A 24,359-nucleotide genomic window follows, 5' to 3' on the forward strand; every position below is an offset into this window, starting at 1 on the left:
GGTCGCGCGGGGCGATTAGTGCCCCCCGCTATCGAGGCTGGCTCCCTCTTTGTCGTGAACGGCGAGTTTGCCGACGATGGTGGAGGAGGCTTCGTTCATGCCGATGAGTTCTACTTCTGTACCTTCGCGGCGGAATTTGAGGACGACCTTGTCGAGGGCAGCCACCGCGGAGACGTCCCAGAAGTGAGAGCGGCTGACGTCAATTACGACCTTGTCGAGCACCTCGGTGAAATCAAACGAAAGCGAGAATCGATGGGCGGAAACGAAGAAGAGTTGTCCGTCGACGGTGTAGCGACGTTCCCGCGAGTTCGGTTCGCGTTGTGAGCTGACAGTCATGAGTTGGTCCACCTTGCGTGCGAAGGAGAGAGCAGACAGGAGAATGCCGACCATGACGCCTAGGGCGAGGTTGTGCGTGTAAACGACCACGGCGACGGTGGCGATCATCACGAAGGACGAGAATTTCGGATAAGTCTTAAGGTTGCGGATTGAGGCCCAAGAAAAGGTTCCGATGGAGACCATGATCATGACGGCGACGAGAGCGGCCATGGGGATGCGGGCGACCCATTCGCCGAGGACCACGATTAGAAATAGCAGGAATAGACCTGACCAGAGTGTAGAGAGGCGCCCGCGGCCGCCGGAGCCTACATTGATCACGCTCTGCCCGATCATGGCGCAGCCAGCCATGCCGCCGAAGAATCCGGTGATGAAGTTGGCGAGGCCTTGCCCTTTGCATTCGCGGTTCTTGTCGCTGTCGGTGTCGGTGAGTCCGTCGATGATGGAGGCCGTCATGAGTGACTCAAGTAGGCCGACCACCATCAAAGGGATGGAATACGGAAGGATGATGAGGAGCGTTTCTAGGTTGAAAGGTACGTCCGGCAGGAAGAAAGCGGGGAGTGTCGAAGGAAGTTCTCCCATGTCGCCGACGGTGCGGAGGCTTTCGAGTCCACCCAGCTGGGCGATAAGGGTGAGGACTACGATGCAGACGAGCGGTGAAGGGATCTTGTTGGTGATACGAGGAAGCAGATAGATAATCGCCAGTCCACCTGCCACCATGCCATACATGAGCAGACCTTGGTTTTTGAACTCGGGAACTTGAGCTAGGAAAATGAGGATGCCGAGCGCGTTGATGAAGCCAGTCATCACCGATTTGGATACGAAGCGGAGAGAGTCCCCCAGTTTGAGGTAGCCGGCGATGAGCTGTAGGATTCCAGTGAGGATGGTGGCGGCGAAGAGGTACTGGATGCCGTGGTCCTTGACGAGGTCGACCATCAGAAGGGCCATGGCTCCGGTGGCGGCGGAAATCATGCCTGGCCGGCCACCGGCGAAGGCGGTGATGACCGCAATGCAGAACGATGCGTACAGTCCAAGCTTAGGGTCGACGCCTGCTATGATGGAGAAGGCGATAGCCTCGGGAATCAGGGCAAGCGCGACGACGGTCCCTGCCATGAGGTCTTTTTGCCAGTTTGAAAGCCAATCTTGTCTGAGCGATGTCATTGTAAGTTGTGTGTGTCTTGCGTTGTAGAGCAGCCAATAACTGCTGAATTTCAAGACGTCCACCAAAGCTCCTAAGCTGACGGCACGGAACGGCACGTGGCATTTCCGAAGCCACCAAGTTTCCGCTGGGAAGCGTTAGGGACGAGAAAGGGGCTAAGACGGGAGGGAGGATCGGCGGGATGTCAATTTGTTTAGGGCAAATTGAGATTGGAAGGGGGGTGAAGTCGGACCTTGCTTCGATCTTGCACGGAGAGCGGTGGGAAGCTTTGGTCTGGAGCATGACGGAGAAAGGAGGATGCTCAGCCTTGAGTTTGCGGGGCGTGTCGAAGCGATATGGAAAGTTGACGGCACTCGACACGGTGGATTTGCAGGTGAAGCCTGGTGAGATCTTTGCCTTGTTGGGACCGAATGGGGCGGGAAAAACCACTGCGATCGGATGCGCTTCGGGGCTGATCCAAGATTTCGAAGGGCAAATCGAGATCGGTGGCTACGACGTCCGCAAGGACTATCGCGTGACGCGACGGCTGGTGGGACTTGTGCCGCAGGAGTTGAATTTCGACGGTTTTTTTGGTGCGAGGGAAGCACTCTTTTTTCAGTCCGGTTATTACGGCGTGAAACCGGATCGGGCAAAAATCGAAGGTATGCTACGCAAGTTTTCCTTGTATGATAAAGCGGATACAAATACGCGCCGTTTGTCCGGCGGAATGAAACGGCGCCTGATGGTATGCAAGGCATTGATGCACGATCCAGCGGTGCTGTTCCTAGATGAACCGACGGCAGGAGTGGACGTGGAGCTGCGGGAAGATCTTTGGAAGGTCGTACGGGGATTGCGTGATGAGGGAGTGACGATCGTTCTGACGACTCACTACTTGGAAGAAGCAGAGCAGCTAGCGGATCGCATCGGCATAATAAACGGAGGAAAGATCTTACGGGTGCAGCCGCGCGAAGAATTGATGCTGGAACTGGGTAAGCGTTGGGTAGAGCTTAGCTTTGCCTCGGATGTGGACAGAAGCGTCTTCGCTGAATTAAGGGCAGATCGGATCGAACAATTGAATGGCCGCGTATTGAGAATTGAATACGATCCCGGTGGTGCGATTTCACAGGAGGAGCATGCCGTGGGTGCGATCTTGGACCGTGCTCGAGCGTGTGGCTTGGTAGTGGTCGATATTCGTGCGGGCCGCAGTTCTCTTGAGGACATTTTCAAGGATCTTTTGAGAGACAAAGGAGGTGTGGTGTGAGCTCGGGTTCGCAGTTAGCAACGGAGCGAATACGCCGCACCGCGGAGGCTGCTAAGGGTTCGTCGGGTTGGTATGCAGCCTGGATCTTGTTTCGCCGGGAGATCAAGCGCTTCATGGTGATTTTGGGGCAGAGTGTGGTGAGTCCCGTGATCACTACGATGCTGTACTTTTTGGTTTTTGGGTTCTCTCTGGGAAGTCGGTTGGACGAGATGGGCGGGGTTTCGTATATGGATTTTCTGACGCCGGGACTGATGATGATGTCGCTCATCAACAACTCGTTTATCAATTCTGCGTTCTCGTTTTTCCTTACGAAGGTGCATGGATCCGTAGTGGATGTATTGGTTTCGCCGCTCTCGAACCTGCAGATTATGGTGGCTTATACAGCGGCTTCACTGGTGCGGGGTTTGATGACGTCGGTGATTATTTGGGGGATTGCCGCTGCCTTCGGTGCAAACACGCTGTATGATCCGCTGTTGACCATCGTTTTTATGGTCGTGGTATCGTGTGCTTTTAGCTTGTTTGGCCTGGCGACAGCGGTCGTATCAAAAGAGTTCGAGCATGTAAATCTGGTACCGAACTTCGTGGTTGTGCCGTTCACCTTTTTGGGTGGCGTCTTCTACTCGATTTCCTTGTTGCCTGAAATGTGGCAGACAGTGGCCCTCTTCAACCCATTTCTGTACATGGTGAATGGTATCCGATACGGTATGACAGGAGTAGGGGATGTGGGAATAGTGAGCTGCTTTTTGGTGAGCGGCGTATTCTTTTTGCTGTCGGCGGGACTGGCTTTGACCTTATTGAAGTCTGGTAAGAATTTACGAAACTGATCTCATGCCACGGGCGATCCGTATTGCTACATCGCCGCCGTCTCAAAAGGATATAACTATTAGGAGCTGACTATAGGCTGCTCGAGTGCCCGAGCAGCCTGGTATATTTCTTGGTCGGGACGGCAGATTTCGGTCACCTTCTCCACAACGGCATCGGTGAAAAGGGCTTTGTAGTCTCCGGCTGTACGTCCGCTGGGCTCCATGAACTCCTCCGTCTTTCGCAAGTGGGGGACGGATATTTTAATATTGAGCAGCTCGGATAAGCGTCGCTCGAACTCGGGCAGGTTTTCGAGAAATCCGATACAATCGAACTGTGAAAGTAGCGTAACGGATTTTTCGATACATTCTTGGCTGCCCATGTTGTCTGGGGTTTTATAGCCCCCAAAGTACCTTACATATTTGGTACCCTCTTTTTTTGCTTGGGAGGAGGTGAGATAGTCTTCGAGCTCCTGCCCTATGTTTTTAGGTGCTTGGCGCTTACCGTCTTGAGCCAGTCGAATACGGCTGTAGATGTAGTTGGATTTCCAACGCGCCACCGGTTCCCGGAGTAATGTTACGAATTGGTATTTGTCCTTAGCCGAGTTCAGGATCTGTTGGCTAACTGCAAAGTGTCCTGACAAGTAGGGAGCTTGGCTGGCAATCTTGTAGGAGAGGACAGTGTTTATGGTTTGGAACCAGGAAAAGTCGTCTTCTCGTCCTGAGGGGCGAAAGTCTTGGGCGAGCTGCCAAGCTTCGGTAACTTTATCAAAGCGAATGTTGCCTTCGCGGTCGCGAGGATAAAGCGCTTCGAGAGTTCGATCAAGGCTAGTCCCACCAGCTTTGGGAACGTGAAGGAAAATGAGATTGGGTAGCTTTCTTCTGTTGGAAAATCGAACGGAGGCTTTGCGGTAGAATCTGTTTAGCATGCTTGTCGAGAGGAAGGACTTTCTCAGGAAGTGACTATACGCCTCTCGGTTGGTTTCGATTCAAGAGCGATCCCAGGTTACGGATAGCGGGCCAAATACGGCGAGGTGCGACGCTTTGCACCGAGAGCCTATATGCTTTCCGCTTTCTTGGATTAGCCCCGATGGCTTTGAGCGATGCCCGAAGGGCGCCCTTCCGGTCCGAAACTTGGTAGCGCTGTAGCAGTCGATCGGCGCTGATCGTATGAAACTGGTTTACCAGCTCATGTTGCTCGTAGAGTCGGTGGTATTTTGCGAAAAGTTGCTCTCGAGCTTCCTTGTCTTTGTGCGGGATACGCGAACGACGGTCGATCGAGTGGGATTCGTGGTATCTGGCGAGGACCTGCGGGACAAAGTCGAACTCGTAGAAGCGCGCGACGCGTATCCAGTAGTCGTAGTCTTCCATAGCCGGTATTGTCTCGTCGAAAAAACCGACGACTCGGATGACGTTGCGTCGTATCACGACGCTGGCGGATCCTGTATCGGTGATATTCGTTCGCAGAATTTGAGCGAGGACCTTGCCCTTGTGCTCGGGTGTGAATACTCTCTCGGTTCCGTCATCGTAGCGCTGGACGGAGCCAGTGTAGACGAGCCCGACGGATTCGGGAAGGGTTTCGAACCGATCTATTTGGGCTTCCAGTTTGCCTGGCAGCCATTCGTCGTCGGAGTCGAGAAATGCTATGTAGCGCCCGCGAGCCTCGCGCAGCCCACGATTGCGAGCCGCACTGACGTCCTGATTGGATTGTTGCCTGAAGTAGCGAATGCGGGAGTCTTCGATTCCGGCGACGGCTGCTTCAGTTTGGTCAGTCGAAGCGTCGTCGATCACGAGGATTTCGATATCGGTGAGACTTTGCGAGCGCACGCTCTCGATGGCGCGTACCACCAGTTGGGCGCGATTGTAGGTGGGAATGATGACACTGACCGCAGGGTCCTGAGGAACGTTGTGCGTTGGCAGGTTGGTGCCCAAGGGGCGAGGATTCGTTTGGGCCCGTTGGAAAGCCAGCTTTCCAGTATCGACTTCGAAGTCGAAGCCGCGCTTGCGTTCGGGCCACTTCGAGAACGGGAAAATGTTTCGCCTCGCACGACGTTTCAAACGAGCAATGCGATTTCGTCTCTCGTTTCTCTTGGCCGCCCGTTCTAAATCGTACATATTTAAAATTTGGATACATCGGTTAGCGATTTCGGAGAACTCCTTTTCCCGAGCGTCACGATGTATTTCTTGGAACGTGCAGGCGAGCGGTTCTTGGTAAGCTTCGACCTTGCCGCGTTCCTCGAGCCAAGCGATGAGCTTCTCCGCGACTCGGAGCCGCGATCTCAAGCCTTGGGAGGTGAAGCGCTGGCCGCTGAGCGAAGCGAGCTCCGGGATGCGGCGATAGTAAGCGAATCCCTCGGAGGCTTTTTGAAACGGGATACCTCCTACGAGAGCGCGGCCAGCCAAATCGCCGTCGTCGTTCGGGCAGGTTTCTTCGCTCCAGCCCCCGATGCGTTTGAATGCGTCACTGGACCAGAGGAGGCAGCAGGGAGGGTAGTAACGACCAGACAACCAGCCAGCGAGCAAATCGTCGCCCGCCCGTTGAGGCGGTATGGATGGAGGGCGTTCGACCCATTTATTGTCGATTTGCTCGAGTCGTTGCCACGGGATATAAGCGATCCCCTGGGGCTGTTTCTCGAGGGCGTCCTCGAGCCCCTGTATGGCGTAGGGTGAGAGGAGGTCGTCGGCGTCGAGGAATAAGAGATGGTCGCCGCTCGATAGCTTCGCGCCGAAGTTCCTTGTCTTGGAGGCCATGCCAAAGCTCACGTGGCAGACTTTTACTGGCCGACCAAAGGAGCGTGCGATATCGGCACTGCGGTCGTGAGAATTGTCGACGACCACGATGATCTCGCGCACGGGTCGCGTCTGCTCCAATACGGACCCGATGGTTTGGCCGATATACTCGGCTCCGTTATGGCAAGGGATAATGATCGAGGTACGGCTCATTGTGCGACCTTGGGTTTGGAGGCTGATTGATTGAGAACCGCTTCGAGGGCCTCAGGATCGACGCGCATGTCCTTCTCCAGAGGGTGGCAATCCCCTACGCCTTCGGCTGACACGAGCCAGTATTGGTGGCTCATAGCGCAGGCGACGGCGTAGAAGTTAGGGTTGGGAAAGCTGAGATCTGCCATTTCGATAATCTGAGTGCCCGGTTGACAGAACATCATGTTCGTCAGACCTGCTCCGTGAGGGGCACAGAGGGTTTTCGTTTCTTGCATGAGCGCGACTTGCTCGTCGAAGGACAAAGTTTCCATTCGCACGCGCTCGAATCCCTTTTTTTCGAGTAAGGGCCAAAGTTCGCCCTCGTTGATCAGGCGTCTCCGGCTCGCTCCCTCGCGGCTGATAAAGATCTGTCTGTGTGGTGGAGCGATGGCGGAAGGCATCGCTTTTGGCACCAGCTGCAGCAATTCCGGGCGAAAGCGATCCGTATTAAGCAAGGTGAGGCGGCTAACTTCCAGGATCGTATCAGGGCTGAAGGTTCGGAAGTTCTCAGGGGAAAATCCGGTTTTGCGGAGCGAGTCGTCGATAAATGCAGGGCGTTGTTCCGGCAGCAGGATTTCCTCTGCTAGGCCTTGCTCACGCAGTAGGATTATCTTGGGTAGATGTGCGGTGAACCAGTGTGAGTAGTTGTCGTAGACGCGTTCTAAAACCCAAACACACGAGTCTAAGCGTCTTCGCGGAGCGGTGCGTAGGACGCGATGATGGGGCGCTCGCAGGGCCATTTCCCGCACGAGAAGTGACTTGCCTTCTTGGTTGAGAACGGTGACCCAAAATTCCTTATTGGCATCGACGTGAGGAACGATCGTGCAGTTTGGCAGCTGTGCGAGTTCAGTAGGACCGCTTCGGCGTCTCGGCACGTCGTAGAACGAGTAGCCCCACCAGCCAGGGTCATCAGGCAGCGCATCGCGTCCTACGCAGTTTGCGGGTAGAGGATTCGTTGCTGTACTCTCAGAATGAATACGCCTGTAGCTTGCTTGCTCCTCGGAGGTATAACGTTGGCAGCATGCTGCCAGTGATTCCCTTTCGAGGATTCGGTACTGGAACCGAGCGGGATGGACTCCAGTGCGTATAGCGTAGCGGGCTGCTGCACGTACTCTGGATTTTAGTAGTCTAGCAGTGCTGCGTATCATGGTTGAGGTGGGATGGGATTGGTCATTTTTTCCGGCAAGCTCGAATTCCGGCGCGAGGGGCGACGATCGGCATGGAATCTGTTACTGTCTCGGCAGACCTCTAGCACTGTGCGTGCCGACACCTTCGGCAGATGGCATTCTGGGAGTCCTATTCACAGCCTGAACTTTCATCCTGCACCGCCGCAGCGCGCGGCTCTTTAGCATAATAATGTCCGACGTTTCTCAAAATTCTCCTACCGGCGTTTCGCCGTACCACACCGTGATTGAGCCCAACCAAAGTTGGTGGAGACTCGACTTTCGGTCTTTGTTTCGGGCTCGGGATTTGATTTTCCTGTTCGTGCACCGCGACTTCGTCAGCAAGTATAAACAAACGATCTTGGGTCCGGCCTGGTTTGTAGTGCAGCCCATCCTTACGACAGGGGTATTCATGGTGATCCAAATGCTCGGGAACCTCGGCTCCCGGGAGGTACCGCTTCCACTTTACAATCTAGCAGGCCTCCTAGCGTGGCAGTACTTCGCTAACATTGTGAACAACGCGGGAGCGACCTTCGCCAACAATGCAAACCTGTTTCGGAAAGTGTATTTTCCTAGGCTTTCGGTTCCGATCTCGGTCGCGGTCAGCCAGCTGATGACGCTCGCTGTGCAAGGGTTGTTTTACGTTGTGGTCTTGGGAGCTTACGTTTTTCTCACGGACGCCGGAAAAAACATTAACGCAAGCTGGTCTGCGATCCTACTGTTACCTTTCGTTGTGATGCATATTGCACTGCTGGCAGTGGGTTTTGCATTCTTCACGTCGTGGCTGACGGCCCGTTATCGGGATCTCACCTTCCTGCTGACGTTTGTGGTGCAATTGCTTCTCTACGTGACGCCGGTTATTTATTCGCTAGACGCAGTGGCCGCTCGCCTGCCTGACGGCTGGAAGTGGTTGATCTTTGCAAATCCGATGGCACCGATCGTGGAGTTTTTCCGGCACGCCTTGCTTGGGGTGGGCGGCGTGTATCCAGTTTCTTATGCGTGGTCGGTAGGCCTCACTTTATTTCTATTTTTGGCTGGGATGATGTTATTCCAGCGCACGGAACGCACATTTGTAGACAGCGTTTAAAATTTCCACCGAAGAAAAAGATATGGCAGAACCGATTATTCGAGTAGAGAATATTTCTAAGGCGTTTCGTCTGGGGGTATTGGGCGCAGGGTCCCTGCGTGAGGACGTCGCATCGTGGTGGTACCAGATGCGAAACAAAGGGGCGCGACGTGAGTTGGCGAGTGACTTTTGGGCACTGCAGGACCTTTCGTTTGAGGTGAAGCCGGGTGAGGTCGTGGGCATTGTTGGACACAATGGTGCTGGAAAATCGACCCTGTTGAAAATTCTGAGCCGCATCACAGAGCCGACTTCTGGAAGGATTGTGATGAATGGCCGTGTCGGCAGCCTTCTGGAAGTTGGCACGGGTTTCCACCCCGAGCTCACGGGTCGTGAGAATGTTTACCTCAATGGAGCGATCCTAGGGATGAGCCGAAAGGAGGTAGATCGAAAATTTGACGAGATCGTAGAATTCGCCGAGTGCGCCCGGTTTATCGATACACCAGTCAAGCGGTACTCTTCTGGCATGCGGGTTCGGGTTGCTTTTGCCGTGGCTGCTCATTTGGAACCTGAGATTCTAGTTATAGACGAAGTCTTAGCAGTCGGTGACGCAGCATTCCAGGAAAAGTGTATTGGTAAAATGGAGTCCGTTGCGGAGGAAGGCAGAACGATACTCTTTGTGAGCCACAACATGGGTACGATCCGACAGTTGTGTCAGCGTGCGATCGTTCTACAAAACGGAAGAGTAACGGCGGACGGAGATGCTAGTGAGGCAGTCAGCCAATACTTGCAGGATATGGAGAAGGGAGTGAACGAGGCGTTTTCCGAGAACAATCCGAAACGCAAGCTTCGGGGAAAGGCTCGTTTCACCGATCTGCTTATCCTCTCGAAAGAAGGCTTGCCGGTGCAGGACTTGATCGCTGGCGAAACGGTGCACTTCGACCTTTCGTTCGAGAGCGGCGGAGAGCCGATCCACTCTATTCGTTTGGATATTTGGAATGATTTTGGAGTCGTGGCGACGCAGTTGAGTACTCGATTTTTAGAAATGGGCACGATCGATCAGGAACGTGGCACCCTGCGTTTTACGATTGAAAGCCTGCCGTTAACGAGGGGAAGGTATCGGATATCGGCGGTATGCCATTGTCACGAGGATTTGAGTGATTTAGTTCCGAACGCAGCAGTCTTCTCGGTTTCAGGAGGCAGTATCCATTCCTCGGGGATTTCACCGCCAAGCGGACGTTGCACGACAATGATTCCGTTTACATGCGGAATGCAGGCGGTCCGGAGCTTGTCGGGAGTGTAGCAAGAAAAACTGGGAATGCTATAGTGATTTTGCTTCAGAAAGGATTATTGCATTTAGAGCGCTTTCTACACAGAGTGCCTAAAAGGATTTTCGAGAAAATGGGGAGCGGAGGAACTGTCCAGCGACGGCGCTAACGAAGTAACAACAATGCAACTGGTCGTGCCAGTTGGTCAGGCGATTGGGAGGCTTAGTCCGACGAGAGCGCTGGTTGAATTGATCGCTTCGGTTTTCCACTGTAGAGGTCTATCTCGAAGGATGGTAAAGAAAGATCCGGCGTTTTATTTTGCCGAGCATCGATTTAAGATTAGGCTGATGCCTCTTGTTTTTCCTAGGTGCGAGGATGCTGTCGCTATTGTCCAGCTTGAGGCATTCGTTGAGATAGTAGTGGTGGGCTTTGTGATAACGATCTAGCAAAAAACGTCCGTGAGGAGTTGTGGCGTCGAGCGGTCCCGCCGATGAACGCAGCGCTTTAGCTCCGGCATTTACCTCCCGATAGTTGTGTTTCATGTAGTCGCTGAGGCTGGACGAAGTCCAGGACATGTCGTTACCGATGTGGAAGGTGAGGTGCGCCTCCGTCAGCAGCTGAAAAGAGCGGGAGTGGGCGACCACATTGGCGTACGCAATTACTCCGATGCCTTTCGTGCCTATGCAGGTATCTGCTAATTCAAATTTTGGATACGCATCTCGACGGAAAACGAAGCAGTCGAAGCCACCGTGCGTTCGGCCGGCCTCGGCCCACATAAGTGGAATTTGATCCGGGCTTTGGTAGGAATCGCTGATGGTTCGCCGATTGATAACGAGACCATCGTTTTCCTGCAGGAGATTGGCCACCGAGAGGTAGAAGTGGGGCATCAGTGCGATATCTACATTTGTGTAGATGAGATAGTCGGCGTCTGTTGCTTGGTATGCCCGGTCAAGGATATGGCGAAGGATGGGAAGCTTGCGTGGACGTTGGAAAATACCGAGGTCGAGGACTGAAGTCTCGAGCTCAGGAAGAGTGCGAAAGTCGTCCGGAACAATGTCATTGTCTTCTGAATACTGAACACTCATTAGCTCGACGTCGACCAAAGGCGCAGCGATCGCTTTGGCACGCCGCATCGTTTCGAATGTGACGGGTTGGGCGACAAAGAGGTCGGAGTCGGAACCGACTTTGACGGGATTGACTACGTGGGCGATTTTCATGACTCGATATCGAGTCGCGTTTCGACGTCCTTCCACATAGACTCGACCTTCTCCTTTTGCCGTTTGGCTGCGCTTTGGAGAGATTGGCGAAGTGCCCGGTTCTCGCTTGGGTCGAGAATAGTGTCGATCTTCTCTCTGATTTGGTCGGGGGGTAAGTCCGGCTTAATGACGAGATTAGGGCATTCGTAGTCCGAGAACATGGCCTCGTATTTGTGGTTCCATGACGTTCCAATAGCAGGAGTCCCTTGAGAGAGCGAGCTGAGTAGAGCGTGGTAGCGTGAGCCAATCACTGCGTGGGAGGAAGCGAGGTGACCTTTGGTCTGCAAGGCGGAGTCATCGTAAAGGGGAGGTGGCGTTCCACAGCCTTTTTGTAGCTCTTCAGCAAGTGGACGATCGTTTTCCTCGTGCAGGACTAAACGTGTGTCGAATCCGTGGTTTTGGGCTTGCTGAATAGCGGAGCGCATGAGCTCGAAGTAAGCTTCGGCCTGATCTTTGGGGGCCTTGTCGATCATTCGCGCGTTTGGGACGATACAGACGACGTTGCTCCATTCCTCGGGATTTTCTGGATATTCAGGTGGTACTAGATGTGTGATGTCGGGTGCGAGATGGATGCGTTTCGGCTCCAAGTCGAGAGTGAGCAAGTGCTGGAGAGAAGTCTCGTCGCGGGCGTAGATGCGGTCGAAGGGACGTAGAGCGTCCGTGGCTGCTTCTCGAATCGTTGGTTTTTCGAATGGGCCGAAGGCTTGAGGGAGCAGAACGAGAGTGACGCCTCGAGCCTTGAGGTTTTGGTAGTATCGAGCGCGAGTGCGCATGCGGTAGGGTGGCCATTGGTCACCGTAGGCGAAACCGGAGCAGTCGATGAGTCCGGAAAGCTGCTTGCCGTCGAGGATGCGTCGGCGTTGCAACGATTCGGTGGAAGCGAGCCGGAGCCCGACTCCGCGCCGCAGAAGGGATAGGCCTCCCTTTACGGAAGGCTTCCGGGCTGCGTAACTAAAGTCTTGAAGGTTAGGCCGCCAACGAATCTTCAGGAGGTTTGGAGAGGCGGGGAGCACCGGGAGCCCGAGGTTGGAAGATACGGCGAGGCGGCATCGTTCGCCGAGGCGCTGGTGCAGAGCGTGAAGATTGAGGACGTCTCCTTTGTTCAGCAGCCACGGACCGAGGATTTCGATTGCTGGACTCGCGGAGTGCAGGGATGTGGATGACGAGGAGGAACGATTCTGGACAGTTAGTGCCATTGAAAAGAGGGTGATTGGTGCGTGTTGAGGGCGTCGTAGTCGGGTTCGAGAGCGTCGGTATAGTATTCACTGAGACCGGCTAATTCGACGATATTGAGGATGCGGTCGATTTGCTCGGGTCGCAGATTGGATTTCCATTTGGAGAGCTGGGAGTCGGCGTCGCCGCGTAGCTTGCCTTTGACCGATGATGAGGGTCGGTGGAGGCGTTGCCGCATGGGGGTGGTTATCGGAACGTCCAGTCCATGCGTCACCCGCACCAGTTCGGCCTCGCCTCTTTTTACGAGGCGTTCATAGGGTAGCAGCAACCAAGGAGGCGATTCGATGTGACGCAGCGGTATGTAGTAGTCCAGCGCCCAGATGGCCGCTAGCATTTCCTCAAGGGACTGCACGGCCGCTACAACGGGTTCGAAGGTGGAGCGAGTTTCATCCGGGAGGTTGTCGAGTCGCAAGGGGGAGTCGGATTCTTGGATTCTCTGACGGAAGTCGAAGTCCCATTGACCATACTTGAGCATTGAACTGACCACTGAGCATGGGTGGCGGATGACGAGCACGATGCCCTTCGTTTGAAAATTTTGGCAAAACCACGGAAGCATGCGGTTAAGGCGGCAGAACTTCACCAAAAGTTTCCGTCTTTTCGCGTGTTCTTGGAGGGTTTGCCAACGGCTGTCAGATTGTTGGGACCATCGAGCTGTGGCTCCGAGCTTTCCGGAAAGGGTTTGTTTGAGGAATCGACGCTGTTGTGGGGCAACAGCGTCAGGGGAGAGATAAGTCCGGGAAGTAAAGCCGTGAGCTTTTTGGACGCTTTTGTGCAGCAAAGGTTCGTTGAGCGTTTTGTAGTCGGGCAGCTCTTGTAGGGTTTCCTGGACGAGCGTGGTCCCTGATCGAGGCACGCCAGTTACGACGATGGTTTCTTCCTCTCGGCAAGCGCCGAGGCTCCCCGCGGCACGGAAAGCCCCTTGGTATAAAAGGCTGGAGGAGCGGGAGTTGCGAGGAGGGGATAGCTTAAGTCTTGTCATCGTCTAGTGGCTAGAAGGATCCGCTTTTAACCAGTTCCGGCTGGAGCGCCGGTGCTTGTTGCGGGTCTGTCGCTATGTTGCAGAGCTTGAAGTAGAGTGATTTCCAGGCCTCCAGCTGGGTTGGCAGCTGCAGGTTTTGTTCCGCATGTTTACGCCCGTAGAGGCTCATCGCTTCCCAGCTCTCAGGATGCGAGTTGAGCTGAGCCATGCGATCAGCCATCGTCTCCACATCCCGTTCGTCAACGAGGTATCCATTTTTTCCTTCGATGACCACCTCTGGAATCCCGCTGTGTCTGGTGGAGACGATTGGTAAGCCGGAAGCGGCCGCTTCAATGAGCGAAACAGGTTGGCCTTCTTGGTCGCCATCACTAGAGGTCACGCTGTGCTGGGCAAGTAGGTGACAGCGCTTCATCATTTCACGAACGAAATGATGAGGTTTGGCTCCGTGAACTTCCACACTCTCTTGCAACCCGGCTTGCTGGCGAGCGGCGATTAGGGCTTCTTTTTCAGGGCCGTCGCCAATTATATGCAGTTTGAGCTGGATGGAGCGTGGAGTGCGGGCTTTGGCTCTACGAAATGATTCGAGAAGGTATAGTATTCCTTTCTTGGGTACCAGTCGTCCGACGAAAAGCCACTCCACTTGTGAACCGTTGAAACCGCTGGTCGGAGATTGGTAGGGGAATTGCTCCAGATCGACTCCGTTGGCTATCTTCACGACGGATCGCTCGGGTGCTCCGAGTAACCTAACCTTGTTACAGATATTTTCGGACACGCCGACCGATGCAGATTCAGTGCGGCAAAGTTGGGACAGCTGGCCGTGCCAAAAGTGGTCTCGTGGGTACCAGGTGGCGTCGTAGCCGTGAAAAGTGGTAACAAGGGGAATTCCTTCTTTTTCGCTGACGGGTGCGATTTTGGCTCCGAGAGGTCCGAAATGGGCGTGGATAAGGTCCGGCTTTACCGTTTGGACGATGCGGCGGAGGTGACGTCGGCCAGTCAGCCAAAGTGCCCCGCTGGCATCCCCGGTGGATGCTTTCATCCAGACACGTCGAGCCAGGCATTCCAAAGAGCGAGGCGAACTCTTTTTTAGGACGTGAACTCGGGGGAAAGGTCGGGATTTTGGGCGGAGGCGTTCGTGGGTGACCACGTGGTTCTCGATTCCCTGTTGATCAAGCCCTTTCACGAGATCGTAGATGAAAGTTTCGGATAGCGTAGAGAATCGTCCGCAGTAGTGGAGGACTCTTAGTGCGTCGCTATGGGATCTTGGTTGGGTTGGCATCTCGATGGGCGAATTGGATTTCGGTTTCCCGTACCCTTGCAATCGAGGTACCAATTGGCTCCCGCTAACTGTCTTTCGATAAACACGAGCAGATTGACTTGTATAAGTATTTGAAAGTTAGGGGCCTGTACCAGAGAAGGGCGCTTGCCGATTGAATCTGAAGCGGAGCGACATGGAAAAGTTGCGGGTGCAATCTGCACCAGGCAAGGTGCTGTTTGATGGTTAGGTTGCTGCTCCAGCGGAAGCGTTTGACCGTGATCTGCATGAGCTCAGCTGAGATCTAGGAGTTTGACGAGCGTCGACGGTGGTTGAGTATGAGGCGGTGAACATTGTATTATTCGAGGAGAGCGATTTGGGTCGTGAGTTGCCGTTGAGGGATGAACGTGCGGCGCATGTCCTGAAGGTTTTGCGGCGCGGAGTGGGCGACGAATTTGACGCGGGATTGATCGATGGAGCTAGAGGTAAGGCTACCATTAAGAAGATTTTGGATACAGGTCTGGTTATGGACTTTGAGTGGGGAGATGCTAAGCCAGAATTGCTACCGATAGATTTAGTAGTGGGGTTGAGTCGCCCGCAAACCATGCGAAAGATTTTGAACGAAGCGACAACTCTGGGAGTGAGAAGTATCCGTTTCGTGGCGACAGAACGAGGTGAACCGAGCTACGCGGAATCGAAACTGTGGTCGACGGGCGAATGGCGTCGCCACGTGCTGGCGGGTGTGACGCAGGCGTTTACGACAAGGGTACCCCTAGTGAGTTGGGGGATGGCAATGAAGGATGTCTTGGATGAACTGGGCAACGTGGACAGCCGGAAGCTTTGCCTAGATAATTACGAAGGTGTGAAGCGGCTGGGGAAGGTCTTGGGCGGCACACGGTTCTCGGCTGTGGCCTTGGCAATCGGTAGCGAACGAGGCTGGACAGGGTGGGAGCGTGATCTGTTCCGTGAAATGGATTGGACTTTGGTTGGGATGGGGGAGCGCGTCATGCGCACGGAGACCGCCGTGGTTGCGGCGGTCTCCGTGGCGCGGGAGTTGATGGGGTAGTTTTGCGAGGCGACTGGCCTATTTTCGGAAACCGGATTTTAGTTCGTAGTATTCTGCAGGTAGCTCCGCTAGGGGTGCTTTGAGCTTTTCGAGTTCGGTGGCGGAGCCGTGGATTTCGAGGCGTTGCATTTCTGATATGCCCATGGCTTTTTCGATGAGGTCGCCGACGTTGTTGAGATGGAAGAGCAGGCCTTCGGCGTTTCGGTAGCCTTCGCGGCAGTGGATGAGGTTTCCATTGTAGGAGAAGCCGTAGTAGAGGCAGTCGGCTTCGGTTTTTGCGCGTCCGATGAGCTCTTCGATAATTGCGTTGAAGGCGCTTAGGTTCTCGGTGGGAACGTTGAAGTATGGGTGGATGGATACGGAGGTGTCGGTCATGGAATGATGAGGGTTGAAGGATGAAGGCTGAGGTGGCAAGGGGGGAACGTACCTGAGTTTGCTCGCACGCTCCCACATCTGGTTGTGTGTTCTCGACAAACAGTCGTCGCTCGCAAGCGAGCTATGCCGGTCAAGAGGTCGCTATTGCCTAGTGCACGAGTTCGGGTTGTTTCAGAACGCGGGATTCTAGGTTGGGCGCGAGCGGTTCGTAGCGGGCGAAGGATTCGCTGTGCAAGCCGACGCCGCTGGTTAGGGATCGCAGTGTAGTTGCGTAGCGGTACATTTCCATTTGAGGGACCTCCGCTCTGATCGTGCGATACCGAGTTTCACCTTCAATGCCGTGAATGTGACCGCGCCGGGCGGAGAGGTCGCTCATGACGTCCCCGAGGTATGGCTCGGGCACTTTGACTTCGATGGAGAGAATTGGCTCAAGCAAGATAGGGCGGGCATTTTTGAAGGCTTCGGTGAAGGCTTCTTTACCGGCGGTTTGGAAGGCGATATCCTTGGAGTCGACGGTGTGCATCTTGCCGTCGTAAAAATCGATGACGACGTCGGTGACGGGATAGCCTGCGTGGATGCCGGCCTCGCAAGCGGCGTTAACGCCTTTTTCGACGGATGGTACGAAGACTCGGTCGACGTTGTTGCCGCTGAGGGAGTGGGAGAAGTCGATGCCAGTGCCGGGCTCGGCGGGACGAATGCGCAGCCAGACCTCGGCGAATTGGCCGGAGCCGCCGGATTGCTTTTTGTGGCGGTACTTGGCTTCAGCGGGAGCTTGGATGGTTTCGCGGAAGGGGACGCGGGGCTCGACGATTTCGACATCAACATTGAAGCGGCGGGCGAGGCGGGATTTTATGACTTCGAGGTGGAGCTCGCCTTGGCCGGATACGACGAGCTCGTGGGTTTCGGCGTTGTATCCAAAAAGGAATGTCGGGTCCTCTTCGTGTAGGGTGGTGAGTCCGGCGGCGAGCTTGTCTTCGTCGCCTTTGTGCAGGGCGACGAGGGTACCGTGTATATTGGGTTTTGGATACTCGACGGCGGGGAGGCGGACTTTTCGGTCGGGGCTCGTGAGGGTGTTGCCTGTGTGGGTGTCTTTGAGCTTGGCCATGACGCCGATGTCGCCGGGACCGATCTCGTCAATGGCTTGGCGTTCGTGGCCCTGCAGGGTGAAGATCTGGCCGATCTTTTCGGTGACGCCGTGGAAGGGGTTGTAGAGCTCCATGTTTGGGTGGATGGAGCCGGAGTACATGCGGCAGAAGGAGAGTTCGCCGACGTGGGGTTCGGAGATGGTTTTCCAGATGTAGCAGGCTGGGGAAGAGTCGCTGAGGGAGATGTCGCCGCGGTGGCCTTCTTCGTCGACGGCTGGTACGACTTTGCGGTCGAGTGGAGACGAACCATACTTTGAAATGAGGTCCATGAGGCGGGCGACCCCGATATTTTGGGTGGCGGACGTAGCAAAGACGGGAATAAACGTTTCGGCTTGGATGGCGGCATGCACTCCGGAGCGGAGCTGGTCTTCGGTGAGATCGCCTTGGTCGAAGAATTCTTCCATGAGTGTATCGTCGGCTTCGGCGACGAGTTCGATCAGTTCGGCGTGGAGGCGGCGTACGCGGTCTTTCCATGGTCCCTCGGCCGGCTTCTCGGAGTATTCGCCAGATCCATCTCGGGCGTAGTCGACTTCTTCGGACCGGAGCACATCGAGGATCCGTCGGCATCCAGGACCTGAATCGATGGGCAGGGTCATGGGGAAGACTTTGCGTCCGTAGTGTTGGCGGAGTTCGTCGAGCACCGCATCGAAATCGACGTTTTCCTTGTCGATGCCATTGACGACGATGAGCTTTGGGAGGTGGAATTGGTTGGCGTATTCCCAGACTTGGTCGGTGCCGATTTCGGGGCCGGAGCTGGCGTTGACTACGACCATGGCGAAGTCCCCTACGCGGAGAGCCCCGAGTCCTTCGGAGATAAAGTCGAGGTAGCCCGGCGTGTCGATGATGTTGTATTTGGTGCCTTGCCAGTCGCAGTGGAGGAGCGAGGCGTGCACGGATATCTGGCGCTCCTTTTCGGTGGCGTGGTAGTCGCTCACGGTGTTACCCGCCTCGGTCGTGCCCATACGGCTGATGACCGCTGAGCAGGCGAGCATGGCCTCGGCCAGGGAGGTTTTGCCGGCGGATTGATGGCCGACGAGGGCGAAGTTGCGGATGCTTTTTGGAGGATAGCTCATAGCGTCTTTTAAGGTGAGGGGTTGGACGATCCATTTTTGGATCGTACTGATTTCTTGGGGCAAAAGACGTATGTTGCTTGGGTGGGAGCGGCTGACCGCTGGAGTCAAGGTGGCGCGGAAACGGATAAAAGTGAAGGGAGAATTTTGAAGAGTGACTTGCTCGGCTCGAAGGGATGGACCTAGGCACGGCGGAGGAGGCAGGCGGTGGGTTGGTCGATGCCTTTGCCGAGGCGCTTTTTGAGGGTCCAGCCTTCGGCGGCGGGTTCGAAATTTCCGGGGGCTTCGAAGACGACGAGGCCGTCGCGGGCGAGGACTTGATCGAAGACGAGGAAGAGCTTGGGAGTGAGTTGCTCGAGCTGTTCGTAGGGCGGGTCGACGAAGATGAGATCGAAGGCGTCGGCTCCGGCGGGGAGCTGGAATTTGGTGGCGTCGCTGGCGAGGATTTGCGTATTCAGTTTCTCGCGCATGCTTTTAGCTACGATCGCGGCGTTGACCTTGATCATGGCGGTGGCGCGGTGGTTGAGCTCGACGAAGGTACAATGAGTTGCGCCACGGCTGAGGGCTTCGAGTCCATAGGATCCGGTGCCGGCGAAGAGGTCCAGCACGCGGGCGTTTCCCACCCATGCGTTGGCGCTGGAGAAGATGCCTTGGCGCAGCTTGTCCATGGCAGGGCGGTGCACTGCTTTTTGGTCGACGCGCAGGGTGACGCCACGGGCTTTTCCTCCGGAAATTCGCATAGCTCGGTTGTGAGTTACAGGTGATGGGCTAGATGGGAAGTCTCTTTTTGAGGTAGTTGATCGATAAGGTTGTTTGCTTGGCGGGTGGTTTCGGTTATCGCGTTTTGTAGCCGGTTGTTGAAAACGGAGTGAGCGATCATGGCAGGTATGCCGATGCACAGTCCGGTAGCTGTGGTTATTAAAGCTTCGCCGATGTCACCTGCGAAAAGTTCGGGTCGCCCCATACCACCTGTCGCCATGGTTTGGAAACCTCCGATCATACCGCTGACAGTACCGAGCAGGCCGATCATGGGGGCGACATTCGCGACGACACTGAGATAGTGGGTCCACTGAGCAATGGCATTTTCTTCGGAAGAGAGCGCGGCACCGATCTCTGTCTCGAAGGCTTCGAGGTCGTTTGCGGGTTCCCGCGTATTTAGTTTGGGGAAAGCAGCTGTAAGGGAGCGTCCCAAAAGGGTGTCCGAGGAACGGGCTATTTTCTGGCTAGCGGGAATATCCGCGGCTGAAAAATTCTGCGATAGTTGCTGGACCAGATTCGGAGGTGAGAAGTTCTTTGGCCGTGTTTCGCGGTAGCAATGAATTGCGATGTAGAAAAGGGCGAGTGAGCAGGCCGCCAGTGGATACATGGCCCATCCTCCTTGTTGTATCATGGACCAAAGGGAGGAGCTTGTTTGCTCTTGAGCTTGGAGGCTAGGGGTGAGCAAGAGAGTTGCGAGGGAGAGGGTTAGGGGGCGCAGTTTCATTTTGATCGGTTGGGGATTGGAGTTCAGGAATTGGGATCAGGAATTCTTTAAAAAGGAGCATCTTTAGGCTCAAGATGTAGAGGTGTCAGAGGTGTTGAACTTTGGTTTAAGTATGCTGCGGAATGCTCTGTGTATCCTAATTTACGGTACGCTTGAGCTGCGATACTGTTCAACGCGATTTTCTCTTTTTGGGTGAGTTGGTTTGAGTGAGCGATTGGAGTCAGGCTCGCCCAAAGGGCTTTTTCGTAGTCGCCGTTTTTGAGGTAATGTTGGGCCTGGATTTTCCAAGGAAGGGAGCGGCTTTTCGGTGGAGGGGTTTGGGTAAGCCAGTTCTGGGCGTGCACGAGGGCTTGCTCAGGCAGGTTTGCTGCAATCGAGCTATCGATAAGGACTTCTCGGTAGGGAATATCTATTTCAGTGTAATTGTTTTTCGGATGCCAAAGCTTTGCGTAGCTCAAGGCTGTTAGAGGCTGCCCGTCAGATATGAGAAAATTGAGGTAGTCGATTAGTATTCGCCCATCTTGGATTGAAAGTAGGGGAATGAATTTCGAACGTATCTGGGCTTGATGCTCTAGTGATTCGCCTTGGTCGGTGAACTCCAAGCTTTCAATTCGCCGGGGTGAAATGCGGCGTACCGCTTCGCCTTCCAGCTCTGGGAGTCGAATCAGTACGAAGCCGGCACGGGTTTCGACGAGGTCTCCTTGAATTGTTTGGCCGTCCGTCAGTGTTATGGAATCAGCGTGCGTGAGGAACGGAAGGGCGAGGACGACGAGAGCTGAAGCGAAGCGTTTCATTCGAGAGAGGTTTGTTTTTCGGTGGGGTTAGAGGCTGTTTCGACCGAAGAGTCGTGCCACCTTTTAGCGCTGAGGTAGGCGGGATGTTTTGAGAGGTCTGTCTGGGCAATGAATTCTTCAGCTACCCGCCTGGCTTCGATAGATCGGTTTGTAGAATCTAGAATTTGTATACAACTGAGGTAGGATGTTGCGACGTAATCAGTTTCTCCGCGGTAGAGTGTGAAGATGCGTTGATAATATGCATAGGCTTGATTGAGCTTCCCATTGTCTTTTGCGATTTTCGCTAGGGTTTGTAGCGCTTGAGCTTTGTGAGTGGGTGCAGCTCGCCGCTCCGAGAGGATTGTCTCCGCAGTCGCTTGAGCGTTCGCAGTTTGATTGAGCTGGTTCTCAAGTTTCAGCTTTAGAGTTAGCGTCTCGAGGTCGAGGTTTTCTGCCTGTAGTAGATACGCGAGGCCTTCTGCTGGTTTTGAGCGTTTGGTGTGGAATCGGGCGAGACCGATGTAAGCTTTGTCGCGGTCAGGGGAATTTGGATACTCCTCCAAAATTCTGTGAAAGTAATTTGAAGCATCGAGAGAGGAAATCTCGCTTAGCGCGTTACCAGCTTCGGCAAGGGCTGCTGGAGGCAGGTCCGTGATATCGTAGTTTGAGGCAAGCTCTAGCGCTTTTAGTTTAGCCTCTGTGTACCGCTCGTTTTGGCGGTGTGTTTGGATTTCGGTGACAATAAGACGGCTTGCCAGAGTGGGGAATTCTTCCGACGCAATGGGCTGAGCATCGAGAAGGTGCAGAAGTTCTATTATACCGATAGCATCGGAGTCGTTACCATATTCTGATATCGCCGCAGCAATTTCGTTTTGGGCTTCTTGATGCGTAAGGCACTCGGCGAGAAGCTGTGTAAATGATCCGATGTAAGCTGGCAATAGCGGGTCATCTGAGCGGAAGGTTTGCAATGCGTGCAACGCGAGTTCTGTTTGCTCGGTTTCCAATAGGAGGGTACAGCGTTTCTGCAGGGCGATGAACTTAAGCTGTAAGTCTTCTGTTTCGACGCGGGCGTAGGCTTCGATGGCAGCTTCGATTTGGTTGAGCTCTGCAAAAGTGTCGCCTTGCAGTAAGTTCACTTCGGCGGTTCGAGGATGCGTTTGATAGGCGGCGAGCCATTGCTGAGATTGCTGCAATGCTGGCTGGAGCGCGCCGAGGGCGTAGTGGCAGGCTGTCTCCCGAAACGCTGCTTCCGGGTGTAGGAAGCGAGCGTGGGAAACTCCCTGAATGGCGTGGAAGGTAGAGATTGCTGTTTCTAATTCGTTCGTAGTGAACTGGCATATGCCGATCCAGAGATGGGCTTGTGCTGCAACGGGCGATTTAGGAGAAAGCGTCTTACAGGTTTCGAAGGCTTTGATGGCAGTCGTTGTCTGGCGCTTGTTGAAATAGCAAAATCCAAGGTAGTAGTGCGCAGCTGTGGCGATGTCGGTTGGAGGATCTTTGGCGAGAAGAGATTCGAGTGTTGAAATAGCCTCCCCGAAGCTGGCTTGTTCGACTTGAGATAGAGCAATCCAAAGAAGAATTTGCGGAATGTCCTGGTTATCTGGGTACGTCGAGAGAAAGTCTTTAGCGATGGCAGCTGATGCGTCCCATGCATGCATGCTGCGCGCAACGGATATCCACTCTAGGTGTGCGGCTTGGGCGAGTTCGTGTTTACTGCGAGCAATGGGTTGAAGGAGTATCCAAGCTTCCAAGGGGCGGTTGCTCTGGGCGAAGCAACGAGCCTTTCGCAGGTCAATGGCGTAGAGGTAGTCTGGTGCTTCGCGCAGGCGCTCAAGCTGATTTTGAAGCTGCTTAATTGATTGGCGGAACTGATCGCTCCACATGCTCTGTTCGGTCTTGAGAGCTGGGGCGAGGTTTCGGTACTGGTGCTGAAGCTTGAGGATTCGAGTTTTCTGGACTTGTACGAGCTGATCCTTGGGAGAGACAAGCTGGTAGGCTCGTAATGCGGCGCTAGGGTCTTGGTCTGCGAGTTTCTCTGCTGTTTGTGACGCGAGAAAGGATAGGGTTGCGAGCTCTGGCAGAGGGTCGTCGTGCCAGTTTGTATCGAGAAGTTGGATGCTCGCGTTATTGATGTCATCCTCCTCCAGGTACAGTTGGATGAGTCTGAGGCGAGCGAAGCTCGCGAGCCTTGGAGAGGCGGGATCGACTACAACTTCCTGTAGGATCTCGATGGCTCGGGGAGATTCGGAAAGCTCTGCCTCTCGCAAGGAGGCGAGATCGCGGAAGGGTGATTGGCCTGCCAACTTTCTCAGCTCGGAGAAGGCTTCTCGAGCTGCCTCGGTTTGTTCATCGAGCAGGAGGCTGGATGCTAGAGTGTAGCGGGCGAAGATTTCCGAGTCCTCTGAGTCAGTATAGCTTGCGAGGTAGCTCTCTAGTGCAGCGATCGCTTCCGTTTGCAAGTTCGCCTTGTGGGAGGCGAGACCGGCAAGGGGCAGGATCTTGCGGGGGAGCTGGCCTTCGATCCAGATGGGTTCCTCGCTGTAGTTCGCCTGGATTGCGTTGAAGGCGTGAGCGGCTTGAGGAAAGTTTCCTTTAACGAGTGCTTCGCTGCCTTCTCGCAGGAGCTCGGGAAGCGAGCGGAATTCGATCTCCTGCGCAGGGGCATGAAAAAAAGAACACAAGCAAACGCAGGCGAAGGCCAGCCAAGCGATTTTAGGGCTCGGGAGGCGTATCGATTTTTTGGGTGCGCGGGGGCTAGGGTAACGGAGTTGTAGGGTGCGATGCGATTTAGAGGAGCATCGCGAGTTGGTTCTTTCGATCATTTATCTCGAAACGTGAATCATCGAGTAGCGAAGTAAGATCGAGTGCGTCGATGCCGAGCTCCTTGCAGGCGCGTTTGATGGGCTCTGGAGTGGATGCGTCGGGATCGAAGCCGCCAAGCTGGTCGGCGAACCAGATGGCGAGGGAAAGGATACTGGTTGCCCGCAATTGCGATTGGGCGTGGAGGGGGCTGTTCAGGTTTTTGATCGGCTGCCAGATAGACATCTCGAATTGCCAATGGCTAAGCAGTTCGGCGCCCACGCGGTAGTGGCTCATGCCGAGGAGCTCTTGCTCGACGACCATCAATGCGCGGTCTCCGCAGTGTTCGGTAATATCGGAGGCTTTTTCCAGGCGCTCCAGATAGAGGTTGATGGCGAGCTTTCCGATTTGATGGAGCAGGCCGGTAATGTAGGGGCCGGTGGTGTCGAAGCCGCAGCGATTGGCGACGACTTCTGAAATAATTGCGACGTCGAGAGATCGATCGGCGAACTCGGTAGCTGTCTCTCCGTAGGTGGGTAACGCTTGATAGAAAGCTTCGTTATCGACGACCATTTTGAGGATACTGCGAAGCTCGTTGAAGCCGATGCGGCTGATAGCGGTTCCGATCTCGTTGACCTTCATAGTGCCAGCGTAAGCGGCGCTATTGGTAACTCGGAGGACTTGGGCGGACAGGCCGGGGTCCATCTTGACTAGCGATGAAATGTAGTCGAGCGACGCGTCTTCGTTCTGGAGAAGTTGGCTCAAGCGAGCGTATATCCGAGGTGAGGTCGGCAAGCTGGTGGCGTACTCGATGAGGAGCGCGAGATTAATTTTTTCGAATGAATTACTGGCCATGCTTACGATGCATCACTTTGGAAAAGATTATGAAAGCGTGCGGTGTGGAAGCGAGCGAGTAAAATCGA

General features: G+C 54.7%; 20 protein-coding genes. 5 read left to right on the forward strand and 15 right to left on the reverse strand.

Features of this window, described 5'->3' with window-relative positions:
• Positions 1-15: 15 nt before the first annotated feature.
• Positions 16-1,494, reverse strand: coding sequence for a SulP family inorganic anion transporter (locus QEH53_RS05165; RefSeq protein WP_309022075.1), 1,479 nt, complete (start codon positions 1,492-1,494; stop codon positions 16-18).
• Positions 1,495-1,673: 179 nt separating this feature from the next.
• Between QEH53_RS05165 and QEH53_RS05170 the strand changes: the two genes are divergently transcribed.
• Together QEH53_RS05170 and QEH53_RS05175 are read left to right on the forward strand one after the other, a co-directional pair.
• Complete coding sequence (locus QEH53_RS05170; RefSeq protein WP_309022076.1) at positions 1,674-2,732, forward strand: ABC transporter ATP-binding protein; 1,059 nt, start codon at positions 1,674-1,676, stop codon at positions 2,730-2,732.
• Positions 2,729-3,556 carry an ABC transporter permease gene (locus tag QEH53_RS05175; protein ID WP_309022077.1) on the forward strand — a complete coding sequence of 276 codons (828 nt, stop codon included), beginning with the start codon at positions 2,729-2,731 and terminating at the stop codon, positions 3,554-3,556. The genes QEH53_RS05170 and QEH53_RS05175 overlap by 4 nt, the downstream gene beginning before the upstream one ends.
• 59 nt (positions 3,557-3,615) lie before the next feature.
• Here the strand turns inward: QEH53_RS05175 and QEH53_RS05180 are convergent, their stop codons facing one another.
• From QEH53_RS05180 to QEH53_RS05190, 3 genes are read right to left on the reverse strand one after another with little or no spacing between them, the layout of a single operon-like run.
• Complete coding sequence (locus QEH53_RS05180) at positions 3,616-4,461, reverse strand: sulfotransferase family 2 domain-containing protein (RefSeq protein ID WP_309022078.1); 846 nt, start codon at positions 4,459-4,461, stop codon at positions 3,616-3,618.
• Between the two features lie 34 nt (positions 4,462-4,495).
• Positions 4,496-6,475: a glycosyltransferase gene (locus QEH53_RS05185; protein WP_309022079.1), complete on the reverse strand. Its 1,980-nt coding sequence runs from the start codon at positions 6,473-6,475 to the stop codon at positions 4,496-4,498.
• The gene (locus QEH53_RS05190; RefSeq protein WP_309022080.1) at positions 6,472-7,659 is read right to left on the reverse strand and encodes a glycosyltransferase family 61 protein; all 1,188 of its coding nucleotides are present in this window, start codon (positions 7,657-7,659) and stop codon (positions 6,472-6,474) included. The genes QEH53_RS05185 and QEH53_RS05190 overlap by 4 nt, the downstream gene beginning before the upstream one ends.
• Positions 7,660-7,867: 208 nt before the next feature.
• Here QEH53_RS05190 and QEH53_RS05195 point away from each other — a divergent pair, with 208 nt between their 5' ends.
• Together QEH53_RS05195 and QEH53_RS05200 are read left to right on the forward strand one after the other, a co-directional pair.
• Positions 7,868-8,761, forward strand: a complete 894-nt coding sequence (locus tag QEH53_RS05195; RefSeq protein ID WP_309022081.1) for an ABC transporter permease — start codon at positions 7,868-7,870, stop codon at positions 8,759-8,761.
• A 22-nt stretch (positions 8,762-8,783) separates the two neighbouring features.
• A complete protein-coding gene (locus QEH53_RS05200; RefSeq protein WP_309022082.1) occupies positions 8,784-10,040 on the forward strand; it encodes an ABC transporter ATP-binding protein in 1,257 nt (418 codons plus the stop codon).
• 243 nt (positions 10,041-10,283) lie between these two features.
• Here QEH53_RS05200 and QEH53_RS05205 read toward each other — a convergent pair whose 3' ends face one another.
• Genes QEH53_RS05205 through QEH53_RS05220 form a run of 4 tightly spaced genes read right to left on the reverse strand, consistent with a single transcriptional unit; the run spans position 10,284 to position 14,749 of the window.
• Positions 10,284-11,222: a hypothetical protein gene (locus tag QEH53_RS05205; RefSeq protein WP_309022083.1), complete on the reverse strand. Its 939-nt coding sequence runs from the start codon at positions 11,220-11,222 to the stop codon at positions 10,284-10,286.
• Positions 11,219-12,457: a polysaccharide pyruvyl transferase family protein gene (locus QEH53_RS05210; RefSeq protein WP_309022084.1), complete on the reverse strand. Its 1,239-nt coding sequence runs from the start codon at positions 12,455-12,457 to the stop codon at positions 11,219-11,221. The genes QEH53_RS05205 and QEH53_RS05210 overlap by 4 nt, the downstream gene beginning before the upstream one ends.
• On the reverse strand, positions 12,448-13,473 hold the full coding sequence (locus QEH53_RS05215; protein WP_309022085.1) for a sulfotransferase: 1,026 nt from the start codon (positions 13,471-13,473) through the stop codon (positions 12,448-12,450). Before QEH53_RS05215 ends, QEH53_RS05210 begins: the two co-directional genes overlap by 10 nt.
• Positions 13,474-13,483: 10 nt before the next feature.
• On the reverse strand, positions 13,484-14,749 hold the full coding sequence (locus QEH53_RS05220; RefSeq protein WP_309022086.1) for a glycosyltransferase: 1,266 nt from the start codon (positions 14,747-14,749) through the stop codon (positions 13,484-13,486).
• Between the two features lie 322 nt (positions 14,750-15,071).
• Here QEH53_RS05220 and QEH53_RS05225 point away from each other — a divergent pair, with 322 nt between their 5' ends.
• Complete coding sequence (locus tag QEH53_RS05225; RefSeq protein WP_309022087.1) at positions 15,072-15,791, forward strand: RsmE family RNA methyltransferase; 720 nt, start codon at positions 15,072-15,074, stop codon at positions 15,789-15,791.
• A gap of 18 nt (positions 15,792-15,809) precedes the next feature.
• On the opposite strand, the gene QEH53_RS05230 is transcribed toward QEH53_RS05225, so the two are convergent.
• The 7 genes from QEH53_RS05230 to QEH53_RS05260 form a co-directional block, all read right to left on the reverse strand.
• Positions 15,810-16,166, reverse strand: coding sequence for a hypothetical protein (locus QEH53_RS05230; protein ID WP_309022088.1), 357 nt, complete (start codon positions 16,164-16,166; stop codon positions 15,810-15,812).
• Positions 16,167-16,314: 148 nt separating this feature from the next.
• Positions 16,315-18,384 carry an elongation factor G gene (locus QEH53_RS05235; protein ID WP_309022089.1) on the reverse strand — a complete coding sequence of 690 codons (2,070 nt, stop codon included), beginning with the start codon at positions 18,382-18,384 and terminating at the stop codon, positions 16,315-16,317.
• A 179-nt stretch (positions 18,385-18,563) separates the two neighbouring features.
• The gene (locus QEH53_RS05240) at positions 18,564-19,121 is read right to left on the reverse strand and encodes an RsmD family RNA methyltransferase (protein ID WP_309022090.1); all 558 of its coding nucleotides are present in this window, start codon (positions 19,119-19,121) and stop codon (positions 18,564-18,566) included.
• A gap of 14 nt (positions 19,122-19,135) precedes the next feature.
• Complete coding sequence (locus QEH53_RS05245) at positions 19,136-19,864, reverse strand: MotA/TolQ/ExbB proton channel family protein (RefSeq protein ID WP_309022091.1); 729 nt, start codon at positions 19,862-19,864, stop codon at positions 19,136-19,138.
• A gap of 47 nt (positions 19,865-19,911) precedes the next feature.
• Entirely contained in the window at positions 19,912-20,658 is a 747-nt protein-coding gene (locus tag QEH53_RS05250; protein WP_309022092.1) for a hypothetical protein, read from the reverse strand.
• On the reverse strand, positions 20,655-23,318 hold the full coding sequence (locus QEH53_RS05255) for a tetratricopeptide repeat protein (protein ID WP_309022093.1): 2,664 nt from the start codon (positions 23,316-23,318) through the stop codon (positions 20,655-20,657). The genes QEH53_RS05250 and QEH53_RS05255 overlap by 4 nt, the downstream gene beginning before the upstream one ends.
• A 106-nt stretch (positions 23,319-23,424) precedes the next feature.
• Complete coding sequence (locus QEH53_RS05260; protein ID WP_309022094.1) at positions 23,425-24,291, reverse strand: HDOD domain-containing protein; 867 nt, start codon at positions 24,289-24,291, stop codon at positions 23,425-23,427.
• Positions 24,292-24,359 lie beyond the last annotated feature (68 nt).

Origin of the sequence: Pelagicoccus sp. SDUM812002, from assembly GCF_031127835.1 — a bacterium.
GTDB lineage: Bacteria > Verrucomicrobiota > Verrucomicrobiia > Opitutales > Opitutaceae > Pelagicoccus.